The organism is Frankia canadensis, from assembly GCF_900197875.1.
Lineage (GTDB): Bacteria > Actinomycetota > Actinomycetes > Frankiales > Frankiaceae > Frankia > Frankia canadensis.
In genome coordinates, this window is the sequence record NZ_FZMO01000116.1 from 1 (window position 1) to 11,733 (window position 11,733).

At 73.5% G+C, this 11,733-nt stretch carries 13 protein-coding genes; all 13 read right to left on the reverse strand.

From position 1 onward, the window contains the following. Nucleotides 1-801 (reverse strand): magnesium chelatase domain-containing protein (locus C1A33_RS12105; RefSeq protein ID WP_133150648.1); only part of this gene is annotated, 801 nt, incomplete at its 3' end. Next, nucleotides 801-1,157 (reverse strand): YraN family protein, encoded by a 357-nt coding sequence (locus C1A33_RS12110; RefSeq protein ID WP_101831618.1) that lies wholly within the window; start codon nt 1,155-1,157, stop codon nt 801-803. The genes C1A33_RS12105 and C1A33_RS12110, both read right to left, overlap by 1 nt. Nucleotides 1,158-1,333: 176 nt before the next feature. Then, the gene (locus C1A33_RS12115) at nt 1,334-1,630 is read right to left on the reverse strand and encodes a DUF2469 domain-containing protein (protein WP_101831619.1); all 297 of its coding nucleotides are present in this window, start codon (nt 1,628-1,630) and stop codon (nt 1,334-1,336) included. Beyond that, nucleotides 1,627-2,349 (reverse strand): ribonuclease HII, encoded by a 723-nt coding sequence (locus C1A33_RS12120; RefSeq protein ID WP_101831621.1) that lies wholly within the window; start codon nt 2,347-2,349, stop codon nt 1,627-1,629. The genes C1A33_RS12115 and C1A33_RS12120 overlap by 4 nt, the downstream gene beginning before the upstream one ends. Continuing rightward, entirely contained in the window at nt 2,346-3,482 is a 1,137-nt protein-coding gene (gene lepB / locus C1A33_RS12125) for a signal peptidase I (protein WP_243407457.1), read from the reverse strand. The genes C1A33_RS12120 and lepB overlap by 4 nt, the downstream gene beginning before the upstream one ends. A gap of 197 nt (nt 3,483-3,679) precedes the next feature. Further along, nucleotides 3,680-4,021, reverse strand: a complete 342-nt coding sequence (rplS, locus tag C1A33_RS12130) for a 50S ribosomal protein L19 (RefSeq protein ID WP_101831622.1) — start codon at nt 4,019-4,021, stop codon at nt 3,680-3,682. 257 nt (nt 4,022-4,278) lie between these two features. Beyond that, the gene (gene trmD, locus C1A33_RS12135) at nt 4,279-5,016 is read right to left on the reverse strand and encodes a tRNA (guanosine(37)-N1)-methyltransferase TrmD (RefSeq protein ID WP_101831623.1); all 738 of its coding nucleotides are present in this window, start codon (nt 5,014-5,016) and stop codon (nt 4,279-4,281) included. Between the two features lie 40 nt (nt 5,017-5,056). Then, complete coding sequence (gene rimM / locus C1A33_RS12140; RefSeq protein WP_423748066.1) at nt 5,057-5,617, reverse strand: ribosome maturation factor RimM; 561 nt, start codon at nt 5,615-5,617, stop codon at nt 5,057-5,059. A 35-nt stretch (nt 5,618-5,652) separates the two neighbouring features. After that, nucleotides 5,653-5,886, reverse strand: coding sequence for an RNA-binding protein (locus C1A33_RS12145; RefSeq protein ID WP_101831624.1), 234 nt, complete (start codon nt 5,884-5,886; stop codon nt 5,653-5,655). Beyond that, complete coding sequence (rpsP, locus tag C1A33_RS12150; RefSeq protein ID WP_101831626.1) at nt 5,887-6,333, reverse strand: 30S ribosomal protein S16; 447 nt, start codon at nt 6,331-6,333, stop codon at nt 5,887-5,889. Between the two features lie 222 nt (nt 6,334-6,555). After that, entirely contained in the window at nt 6,556-8,127 is a 1,572-nt protein-coding gene (ffh, locus tag C1A33_RS12155; protein WP_101831632.1) for a signal recognition particle protein, read from the reverse strand. A gap of 450 nt (nt 8,128-8,577) precedes the next feature. Further along, nucleotides 8,578-9,861 (reverse strand): signal recognition particle-docking protein FtsY, encoded by a 1,284-nt coding sequence (gene ftsY / locus C1A33_RS12160; protein WP_101831628.1) that lies wholly within the window; start codon nt 9,859-9,861, stop codon nt 8,578-8,580. Nucleotides 9,862-9,929: 68 nt separating this feature from the next. Next, the coding region (locus C1A33_RS12165; RefSeq protein WP_165818345.1) for an AAA family ATPase at nt 9,930-11,733 on the reverse strand (1,804 nt) is incomplete at its 5' end.

The following is an 11,733-nucleotide window of genomic DNA, read 5'->3' on the forward strand; positions in this document are numbered from 1 at the left end:
GGTCATCAGGGGGCAGTCCGCCGGGAGGATGCCCGCGACCGAGTGGATCGCCGTCACCTCCAGGGCGGCTTCGTGGTCGAGCGGGGGCAGCAGGCCCGGCAGCCGGTCGGCGAGCATGGTCTTGCCGCTTCCCGGCGGCCCCTGCATGAACAGGTGATGCCCGCCCGCGGCGGCGACCTCGATGGCGAGCCGGCCCCGGCTCTGGCCGGCGACCTCGGCCAGGTCGCCGACGGCCGCGTCGGCGACCGCCACCGGGGAGAGCGGTGGCGGTGGCGGTGGCGCCACAGCCTCCCCCCGCAGCACGGCGACCACGCTGGCGAGATCGGCGGCCGGCTCGACCCGGGCGCCGGGTACCAGCGCCGCCTCGGCGGCGTTGGCGGCCGGCACCACCACCCGCTCCGCGCCCGCGCCGGCCGCCGCGAGCACCGCGGGCAGCACTCCGGGGACCGCCCGGAGACGACCGTCAAGCGCCAGCTCGCCGAGGAACACCCGGCGCGCCACCGCGTGCCGCGGCACCACGGCGGCCGCGCACAGCACGGCGACCGCCATCGCCAGATCGAAGCCGCTGCCGGCCTTCGGCAGCGTCGCGGGGAACAGCCCGACCGTGATCCGCCGGTCGGGCCAGGGATGTCCGGAGTTCACCACCGCGGCGCGGACCCGGTCCCGCGCCTCGTGCAGGGACGTGTCGGGCAGGCCGATCAGGCTCATCCGGGGCAGACCGAGCGCGAGATCGGCCTCGACCTCGACGAGATGACCCTCAACCCCGAGGACGGCCACCGCCCGCACCCGTGCGAGCGCCATCAGAACGCCGCCCGACGGTGCTCGACGCGGACCTGCCCCGCCGGCGGCCGGAACACCAGGACCAGGTCGAAACGGACCGGCGACGGCTCGTGCGGATGCTCCGCGAGCCAACGGGCGGCCAGCCTGCGGATGCGCGCCGCCTTGCGGCCGACGACCGCCTCGGCGGCGCTCCCGTAGCGGGCTCCGGACCTGGTCTTCACCTCGCAGAACACCAGCGTGGCGCCGTCACGGGCGACGAGATCGAGCTCGCCCTCGCGGCAGCGCCAGTTACGGTCGAGGATCGCCGCGCCACCGGCCGCCAGATGGCGACAGGCGACCTCCTCCCCGAACCGCCCCAGTTCGTCCTTGGCCCGCATCGCGCAGCTCCCGTCCGCCGGGGGACGCGCGCCCGCCGGCCGGGATCAGCGTCCGCGAAACCCGGAGCGAGAACCAGGGGTGAAGATCGACATGTGGATCGTCGTTCGCTGTCCACAGGCGGGGATCGGCGCACCCGAGCGCGCCGGCGGTGGCGGCCACCGGTCGGCCGACCGCCTCAGAGCTCCGCCTTGGTCAGCTCCTCCACATTGATGTCCTTGAAGGTCACAACGCGGACGTTCTTCACGAACCGCGCGGGGCGGAACATGTCCCACACCCAGGCATCGCGCAGGCTCAGCTCGAAGAAGACCTCGCCGTCCGCACTGTTCCTGACCTCGATCTGGTACTCGTTCGCGAGATAGAACCGGCGCTCCGTCTCGATCACGTACGAGAACAGCCCCACCACGTCCCGGTACTCGCGGTAGAGCTGGAGCTCCATCTCGGTCTCGTACTTCTCGAGGTCTTCCGCGCTCATGCGGTCTCCGTGACGCCGTGCGCGCTGGTCGCAAGCACTCTGTCCTCCAGCCGCGATGGTCGGGCTTCCCCTGTCGGCACCGCGTGCGCGGCCACGTTGACGTACGACTTCCGGTGCTCGTCACACGGCCCGTATCGCGCCAGCGCCGCCGCATGGGCCGCAGTGACGTATCCCTTGTGCTGCGCGAAATCGTACTCGGCATAGCGGGGGTGTAACGCACGCATGATCCGGTCCCTCGTCACCTTCGCCACGATCGAGGCGGCCGCGACGCAGGCGGCGACCCGATCCCCCTTCACCACCGCCAACGACTCCGTGCCGAACCCGGCCACCGGGAATCCGTCGGTGAGCACATAACCCGGACGGTCCCGCAGCCGCGCCACCGCGCGCCGCATGCCACAGATGTTGGCCACGTGGACGCCTGTCCGGTCGATCTCGGCGGCGGGGATCACGACGGTTGACCAGTCCGCCGCCGCGGCGAGGACGTCGTCATAGACCTCCTCGCGCACCTGCTCGGTCAGCAGCTTCGAATCCGCCAGCCGCGGCAGCCGTCGCTGGCCGCGGGGCGAGAGCACGACCGCCGCGACGACCAGCGGGCCCGCGCAGGCCCCTCGGCCCGCCTCGTCGACACCCGCGACCGGACCCAGGCCGACGCGGTCCAGCGCCCGCTCGTAGCCGAAGATGCCCGCGTCCCGCCGGATCAGGACACCGCGCGGTGTCATGGGAGGCCGCGCCGCCGGTCCGCACCGCGGCCGCCGAGCGGCGCACGGGCCGGTCCGCGGCGGCGCGCCCGCCAGGCGGGCGGGGTGAGCGCGAGCAACGCCAGCAACGCCGGGGAGTCGGCCGGAGCTGACGATCCGGGCGCGCCGGCGAGGCCGGACTGCCTGAGCTCGGCCGGGGCCGGGCTGCCCGCCGCCGCCGGCACTCCCTTGAACGTCCCCGGTACCTCGAGGAAGCCGAACCTGCTCAGCGGCCACACCCGCACGAACGCCCGCCCCACGACCTTGCTCTGCGGGATCGGACCGTTCTGCCGGGCGTCGGACGACGCGCCGCGATGGTCACCCATCACCCAGAGATACCCCTTGGGCACCTTCACCGGGCCGAAGCGCTGATAGTCGTTCTCGAAGACGTACGGCTCGTCGAGCGGCCGGCCGTTGACCGTAACGCGGCCCTGGGCGTCGCAGCAGGCCACGGTGTCGCCGCCGACGCCGATGACCCGTTTGATGAAGTCGGTCTCGCTCGGGGCACCGAGGCCGAGCAGGTTCTGGGCATCACGAACGAACCTGCCGAAGGCGTTCGTCGGTTTGGGAACGATCGACTCCGCGTGGTCGAACCCGGTCCCCTTGCCGTTGAACACGACGACCTCGCCCCGGTGCACGTCCCGGAAGTGATACACGACCTTGTTGACCAGCACCCGGTCGTTGACCAGCAGCGTGCGTTCCATGGACTCGGACGGGATCCAGAAGGCCTGGACCAGCAGCGCCTTGATGAGCAGTGCCAGCAGGAAGGCCACCAGCACCAGCACCGGAAGCTCACGCAGGAACGACCCGCGACCGCGTGCGCCCGACCCAGGCCGGCCGGCCCGCCGAGCGCTCCCGGGATCGTCCCCCGACGGCTCCGCGGCCGTGCCACCGGGCGACTGCGGGCCGCCGGCATCGCCGTCCGCGGCGGACGCGCCAGCGGCCTCCGCCCACGGAGGCGAGTCGTCCCAGCCGGGCGCATCCTCGCCGGGCGAGTCGGCCCCGGGGGCGGAGCGCTGCGGCCGCTGGCTGGCCCGAGGCTGCGCCCACCGCTCGTCCACGTGCCGGTCACCGCCGGCGTCCGAGGACTGCCCACCCGGACTCGATGCGTTCACTCCGCCACCTCGCTGGCTCGGCCGTCAGACCTCATCGGACCGGCCGACGTGCCACCAGCCGCTCTCGCGACGTCGCCTGCGGACCGTGCCGCCTATCTTCGTCCAAGAACCGGGTCAACACGCGAACAGAGAACCGGCAAGTCGCCGATCGGAGGGTCTGGCGGACACAGGGCGACGAGGCCTCAGCGCGCGACCGACTACCGCTTCTCCTTGATCTTGGCGGCCTTGCCCCGCAGCTGGCGCAGGTAGTACAGCTTCGCGCGGCGGACGTCGCCCCGGGTCACGACCTCGATCTTCGAGACGATCGGGCTGTGCAGCGGGAACGTGCGCTCGACACCGACGCCGAAGCTCACCTTCCGCACGGTGAAGGTCTCCCGCACCCCGCCGCCCTGGCGGCGGATGACGGCACCCTGGAAGACCTGGATGCGCTGACGGTTTCCTTCGACGACCCGCACGTGGACCTTGAGGGTGTCGCCCGGCCAGAACTCGGGCACGTCGGTCCTCAGCGACTCGGCGTCGAGGCTGTCCAGGGTGTGCATGGCAGTCGCTTCCTGAAGAGATCGGGAGTGGATCGTCCGCGCCCTCGGCCCGACGGCCCGGCGAACAATCCTTGGCCGAGCCCGACCCGGACCACACACCGGCGGGCTGCGCCACGGAGTACCAGAAGAACGGAGCTCCGTGGGGAACGCTCGAGCCGAGGCTACCCGAGCCGGTCACGAACCGGCGGACACTGCATTGTACTGTGCCACACGCGTGAGCGGCCCGACCGCGCCCCCGCCTCAACGGCACCCCGGGCTCAGGCGCCCTCTCGCCCGGCGGCGTCCAACACGGCGCGGTCCGCGGCGGACAGGTCGGCTGCGGCCAGCAGATCGGGACGGCGGTGCAGGGTGCGGCGCAGGGACTCGGCTCGCCGCCACCGGTCGACGGCCCCGTGGTCGCCGGAGCGCAGCACCGCGGGCACCTCCGCGCCGCGCCAGACCGGCGGGCGGGTGTATACCGGAGCTTCCAGCAGTCCGTCGGAGAAGGAGTCGTCCTCGGCCGAGGCGCTGTTGCCGAGGACCCCGGGCAGCAGCCGTGCCACCGCCTCCAGGATGACCAGGGTGGCCACCTCACCGCCGGCCAGGACGTAGTCACCGATGGAGATCTCGTCGTCCGCCCAGGCGTCGACGACCCGGGCGTCGATCCCCTCGTACCGTCCGCAGCAGAACACCAGCCAGGGCTCCCGGGCCAGCTCCTGCGCGCGGCGCTGGCTGAACGGGACACCCGCCGGCGTCGGGACCACCACCCGCGGGCGGCTCCCCGGCCGTGAGGCGGCGATCTCGGTCAGCGCCGCGTCCCAGGGCTCAGGGCGCATCACCATGCCCGGCCCACCGCCGTACGGCGCGTCGTCGACGGTGCGGTGAACGTCGCTCGTCCAGGCGCGCAGGTCGTGGGTGCGTACTTCGAGCGTGCCGCGCTCCCGCGCCTTGCCGACCAGGGACAGCCCCAGCGGCTCCAGGTAGGCGGGGAAGATGGTGACGACATCGGCGCGCATCGGCTGCTCCCGGTCGGACGTCGTGGGCCCGGCACCCGGCTCAGTCGAGATCCAGCAGCCCCTGGGGTGGATCGACCACGATGCGGCCGGCCGCCGGATCCACGGTGGGAACGATGTCCCGGACAAACGGAATCAGATGCTCGCCGCCGTCCGGCCGCCCGACCGCGAGCAGGTCACCGGCCGGCGCGTGGATCACGTCGGTCACCCGGCCCAGCGGGTCACCGGCGACCGTCACCACCGCGAGGCCGACGAGGTCGCGATCCCACCACAGATCGGCGGAGTCCGCCTCGCCGGATTCGTCCTCATCGGTCGGCGGCCCGGCCTGCGCCGGGTCGATGGTGAGCAGCACGTTGCGCAGCCCCTCGGCCGCGCCACGGTCGTCGACTCCGGCGAAGCGCACCAGCAGGCGACCCGAATGCCACCGGGCGCCGGCGACGGTCAGCGGGGGGCCACCACCCTCACGGCCCAGCACCGCGTCCACGGCGAACCGACGGCCCGGCACATCCGTCCGCACCTCGATGGTGACATCGCCGCGCACGCCATGCGGGCGACCGATACGGCCAACGACGATCGGCTCGACCACGACGGGCCGCTCAGCCATTCGACGGCTCGGCGCATCCGCTGGCGCGTCGACCGCTAGCGGTCCACATCGACGACGTCGATCCGCAGGCCACGGCCACCCACGCCGCCCATGACGGTCCGCAGCGCGCGAGCCGTGCGGCCCCGACGGCCGATCACCTTGCCCAGGTCGTCGGGATGCACGCGCACTTCCAGGGTCCGGCCGCGCCGACCGTTGTTCAGGTCCACGCGGACATCGTCGGGATGATCGACGATGCCCCGCACGAGATGCTCGAGGGCCGTCTCCAGCACCTACTGCCCCGCGGTCGTCGACGCGTCCTCGGCCGGCGCCTCCGCGCCCTCCGCCGACGCGGACTTCTTGGCCTTCTTCGGGGTGGTCGCCGGACGGTCCTCGGCACCCGCGGCGGCCCGCGCGGCGGCCTGGAAGACCTCGCGCTTGTCCGGCTTCGGCTCAGCGACCCTCATCGGCGGCGGCGCCGGCAGGTTCTTGAACTTCTGCCAGTCACCGGTGACCTTGAGAATCGCGAGCACGGGCTCGGTGGGCTGAGCGCCGACCGAGAGCCAGTGCTCCACCCGCTCCGCGTCGACCTTGATGATGCTCGGGTCCGACTTCGGGTGGTACTGCCCGATGGCCTCGATGACCCGACCATCCCGCTTGGTGCGGGCGTCGGCCACGACGATGCGGTAGTGCGGCTCGCGCATCTTGCCGAGACGCTGCAATTTGATCTTGGTTGCCACGGTGGTCGAACGGCTCCAGACGTATCGGGACCGCCGGGCCCCGCACAGGTGCGGAGAGAGCGGCGGCGGGAAGCACCAGCGCCGGAACAACCACTCGACACGACCCGGGCACGGGCCTGGAGAGGACAGCCACACCGACGCTGGCAGGCAGGGCCTGCACTAGAGCTTACAGTCTGCCAGACGGTGACCGACGGCGGCGGCCCGGGAGCGCCCGAACCGGTCTCAGCGGCCGCCGCGCGGCCCGCCACCGAGGCCGCCCTGCTGCTGGCGCATGAGCGCCGCGAGATCCGGCATGCCGTCGGGCATGGCGTCGGGCATGGCGTCGAGGCCCGCGCCGGGACCCCGGGTCAGCCGCTCCTGCGCCGCCGACTTCTGCGCCTTGGCCTGGGCCGCCCGCGCCGCCGGGTTCCCCTTGCGGCTGGCGCCCTTGCCCTTCTTCGCGGCCTTGCGGGCCGACGCGGACTTCCCTCGCCCCATCGCGCCCGGAAGACCCATCCCGCCCGCCATCTGCTTCATCACCTTGCGCGCCTCGGCGAACCGGTCGAGCAGCTGGTTCACCTCGGTGACCGTGACCCCCGAGCCCCGGGCCACCCGCGCCTTGCGCGAGGCCTGCAGGATCCGGGGATCGCGCCGCTCCCCCGGCGTCATCGACCGGATGATCGCGACCACCCGGTCGACGTCGCGGTCGTCGACCTGGGACAGCTGCTCCTTCATCTGGCCCATGCCGGGCAGCATGCCGAGCAGGTTGCCGATCGGGCCCATCTTGCGGACCGTGAGCATCTGGTCGAGGAAGTCCTCGAGGGTGAACTCCGAGGCGGCCATCTTGGCCGCCATCGCCTCGGCCTGCTCGGCCTCGAACGCCTTCTCGGCCTGCTCGATCAGGGTGAGCACGTCACCCATGCCGAGGATGCGCGACGCCATCCGCTCGGGATGGAAGACGTCGAAGTCGTCGAGCGCCTCACCGGTCGAGGCGAACATGATCGGACGGCCGGTGACCTCGGCGACCGACAGCGCCGCGCCACCGCGCGCGTCACCGTCAAGCTTGGTCAGGACGACGCCGGAGAACCCGACTCCCTCGGCGAACGCGTTCGCCGTCGCGACCGCGTCCTGACCGATCATCGCGTCGAGGACGAACAGGATCTCGTCCGGCGAGACGGCGTCGCGGATATCGGCGGCCTGGCGCATCATCTCCTCGTCGACACCGAGGCGGCCCGCCGTGTCGACGACCACGACGTCGAAGACGTGCCGGCGCGCGTGCGCGAGAGCGTCCCGGGCGACCCGGACCGGATCCCCGACCCCGTTGCCGGGCTCCGGGGCGAAGACCTCGACGCCGGCCCGACCACCGACCACCTGGAGCTGGTTGACCGCGTTCGGCCGCTGCAGGTCGGCGGCGACCAGCAGCGGCGTGTGCCCCTGCGCATTCAGCCATCGGCCGAGCTTGCCGGCCAACGTCGTCTTGCCGGTGCCCTGCAGGCCCGCGAGGAGGATGACGGTCGGCGGCGACTTGGCGAAACGCAGCTCGGTCGTCCCGCCACCGAGGATCGTGACGAGCTCCTCGTTGACAATCTTGATGACCTGCTGCGCCGGGTTCAGTGACGCGCTGACGTCCGCGCCGCGCGCCCGCTCCTTGATCGCGGCGACGAAGCCCCGCACGACCGGCAGCGCGACATCGGCCTCGAGCAGCGCCACCCGGATCTCGCGGGCGGTCGCGTCGATGTCCGCATCGGTCAGGCGCCCCCGCCCACGCAGCGACGTGAAGACCTTGTCGAGGCGGCTGGAAAGGGTGTCGAACACGCGCACACTCCGGGATCGCAGGCGGACCGCAGGGACCAGCGTACGCACCCGACGACGAGGACAACACACCCGCGCCCGCCCGCCGGCCGGGGGAGCGACTGCGCCGCGGACCGAACCGGAACCCGGCCGAACCCCGTGCCGGCCACCCGCCAGCGGACGGCGAGCGCGACCCGGCGAGGCATTCCCGCACGGACCGCGGCCTGGCCAGTGACCGACCGGGTCCGCCCTCTGCGCTGAGGACGGCGAGACGCCTCGCCGGACGCTCACCCCCCAGCCGGGAAAGCGCCGAGGACGAGTGGTCACGACGGGCCGAGGAGCCTGCCAGCTCCGCACAGCAATGCAGCCTAGATCACATCCCAGGAGACGTGAAGTCCTTGACACGCCACATTTCGTGGTCCGGATGCAGTCCAGATCTGCCAACGGACAGCATGGCCGCTGTCCGCCACGCTGTCAGGCCGGCTCGCCCAGCAACGCGTCGACGAACGCCTCGGGCTCGAACGGGGCGAGATCGTCCGGGCCCTCGCCCAGCCCGATCAGCTTGACCGGGATGCCGAGCTCCCGCTGGACGGCGATGACGATGCCGCCCTTGGCCGTACCGTCCAGCTTGGTCAGCACGACGCCGGAGAGCTCGACGGCCTCCGTGAACACGCGGGCCTGCACGAGCGCGTTCTGGCCGGTGGTCGCGTCCAGCACCAGCAGCACCTCGTCCACCGGGCCGTGCTTGCCGACGACCCGCTTGATCTTCGCGAGCTCGTCCATCAGGCCCGTCTTGGTGTGCAGGCGACCGGCAGTGTCGATCAGTACGGTGTCGGCCCGCGACTCGATGCCTCGTTTCACCGCGTCGAAGGCGACAGAGGCCGGGTCGCCGCCCTCGGCGCCGCGTACGGTCTCGGCGCCCACCCGCTCGCCCCAGGTCTGCAGCTGATCGGCGGCCGCGGCGCGGAACGTGTCCGCCGCGCCCAGCACCACCGTCCGGCCGTCCGCCACCAGCAGTCGGGCGATCTTCCCGCAGGTCGTCGTCTTGCCCGTGCCGTTGACGCCGACCACGAGGACCACCGCGGGCCGGTCCGGGACCGAGGTGCGCAGCGACCGGTCCGCCGTGGTGCCGACCTGGGCCAGCAGTTCGTCGCGCAGCATGGCGCGGGCCTGGTCCGGGCCGCTCGCGCCGAGCACCTTCGTGCGCTCGCGCAGCGCGGCGACGAGCTCGCTGGTCGCCGTGACGCCGACGTCGGCGACCAGCAGCGTCGCCTCCACGTCCTCCCAGGTCTCCTCGTCGAGCCGGTCCCCGGACAGCAACGAGAGCAGGCCACGGCCCAGCGCGCTCTGCGAGCGGGACAGCCGCAGCCGCAGCCGGACCAGCCGGCCCGCGGCCGGCGCCGGCGTCTCCACCGGCGGGCGCTGGCGCGGCGGAACCGGCGCCGCGACACCCTCGACGGCCGCAGCCGGGGCGGGCGTCGGGGCCTCCCCCTCGACCTGCGGGGCCGCCCCCGGCGCGGCGGGAGCGGGCTCGATCGTGGCCGCACCGGCGGCCGGCGGGGACGCCCGCCCGCCCTCGATCCCGCCGGCCCCGGGCCGCGGCTGCCCGCCGTCGTCGCCGGCGGCGGGCAATCGCGGCTCGGTTCCGCCGCCGGTCAGGGTCCGGCGTGGACGGCGCCGCACGGCGCTGCCCACCACGAAGCCGATGGTGGCCACCGCGACGACGCTGATGACGACGATCAGGATGAGGAGCTCCACCCCTCGATCCTGACAGATCCGCCGGCCGGCTCGGCGTCCTCACCCTCGGTGCACCCCCACCCGGGCGCTCAGACCGCGGCGTTCTCCCGCAGCCGCTGGCTGATCACCGTCGTGATGCCGTCGCCCCGCATCGCCACGCCGTACAGGGCGTCGGCGATCTCCATCGTCCGTTTCTGGTGGGTGATGATGATGAGCTGGGACTTCTGCCGCAGACCCTCGATCGCCTCCAGCAGCCGGCCGAGATTGCGGTCGTCGAGCGCCGCCTCGACCTCATCCAGGACATAGAACGGCGACGGTCGGGCCCGGAAGATCGCCAGCAGGAGGGCGAGCGCGGTCAGCGAGCGCTCGCCACCCGAGAGCAGCGACAGCCGCTTGACCTTCTTGCCCGGCGGGCGCGCCTCGACCTCGATCCCGGTCGCCAGCATGTCGTCCGGGTCGGTGAGCACCAGCCGGCCCTCACCGCCAGGAAACAGGGTGGCGAAGACGATCTCGAACTCCCGGGCCGTGTCGGCGAACGCCGCCGCGAACACTTCCCGGACCCGGACGTCGACCTCCTCCACCACCAGCAGCAGATCACGCCGGGTGCTGCGAATGTCGTCCAGCTGCGAGGACAGGAACGCCGCCCGCTCCTGCAGGGCCGCGAACTCCTCGAGGGCCAGCGGGTTGACCCGGCCCAGGCGGGTGAGCTGCTTGTCCGCGGTCGCCGCGCGTGCGGTCTGCTCGGCGCGGTCGAACGGCACCGGGGAACCGTCCGGATCGTCCGGCGGTACCGGCAGGTGAGGCCCGAACTCGGCGACGAGCACGTCGCCGCCGATCCCGAACTCCTCCATCGCCCTGCCCTCGAGCGTCTCGACCCGCAGGCGCTTCTCGGCCCGGGCCAGCTCGTCCCGGTGGGCGGCGTCACGCAGACCGGCGAGCTCCGCCGTCAGCGCGCGGCCCCGGTCCCGGGCCGCGGACAGCTCGGCCTCGGTCGACCGGCGCAGCGCGTCGGCCTCCTCCCGCTCGGTGGCGGCCCGGGCCAGCGACTGGTCCAGCCGGTCGAGCGCCCGCCCCGCGGCGTCGCCGAGCGCCGCCGCCAGCGCCGCCTGGCTCTCCCGCACCTCGCGGCGCCGCGCCGCCGCCGCGCGGGCCGCCCGCTCGCTCGCCGCCGCCCGGATCAGGCCGTCCGCCCGGCCCTGCAGTGCACGCACCCGCTCCTCGCTGGTGCGCACCGCCAGCCGCGCCTCCACCTCGGCCGCCCGCACCGCGGAGGTGGCACTGACCAGCCGGTCCCGTTCCTCGGAGGAGCGTTCGTCGATCTCCGGCTGGGTGGAGATCGACGCCAGCGACCCCTCGAGCTCGGTCAGCGCGCCGTAGGCCCGGTCGCGTGCGCTCTCCGCCCGGCCCCGCGCGACCTCGAGGCGTGCCACGTCGGCTCCCGCACTACCGCCGGCGCGGTCCAGCTGCGCCAGCTGCTCCGACAGCGCGCGATGGCGCGCGTCGGCGCCGTGCAGGGCCGCGAGCGCCGCGTCGATCGCGGCCCGGGCCCGGTCGACCTCGGCGCGGGCCGGGCCCAGCGACTCGCGGGCCGTCTCGGCCTGCCGGCTCGACGCGGCGACGCCGGCCTGCGCCTCGTCGGCGGCCGCGCGCAGCTCGATCGCCGAGGGGGGATTCGCGCTTCCGCCCACCGCGAGCGCCGGCCCGAGCACGTCTCCGGCCCTGGTGACCACGTGCAGCTCCGGCTGGTCGGACGCGGCCCGCCGCGCCGCCGGCAGATCGTCCACCACGACCGTGCGTGCCAGCAGGAACGTCACCGCGGGCCGGAACCGCTCGTCGATGACCTCCACCAGGTCCAGCGCCGGGACGCAGCCCGCCGGCAGCCCGCCGCCCCCC

Bases quoted from the DNA above. Each gene is read 5' to 3' on its own strand.
- C1A33_RS12110 (WP_101831618.1), bottom strand. From the start codon at position 1,157: ATGCGGGCCAAGGACGAACTGGGGCGGTTCGGGGAGGAGGTCGCCTGT.
- C1A33_RS12115 (WP_101831619.1), bottom strand. From the start codon at position 1,630: ATGAGCGCGGAAGACCTCGAGAAGTACGAGACCGAGATGGAGCTCCAG.
- C1A33_RS12120 (WP_101831621.1), bottom strand. From the start codon at position 2,349: ATGACACCGCGCGGTGTCCTGATCCGGCGGGACGCGGGCATCTTCGGC.
- rplS (WP_101831622.1), bottom strand. From the start codon at position 4,021: ATGCACACCCTGGACAGCCTCGACGCCGAGTCGCTGAGGACCGACGTG.
- trmD (WP_101831623.1), bottom strand. From the start codon at position 5,016: ATGCGCGCCGATGTCGTCACCATCTTCCCCGCCTACCTGGAGCCGCTG.
- rimM (WP_423748066.1), bottom strand. From the start codon at position 5,617: ATGGCTGAGCGGCCCGTCGTGGTCGAGCCGATCGTCGTTGGCCGTATC.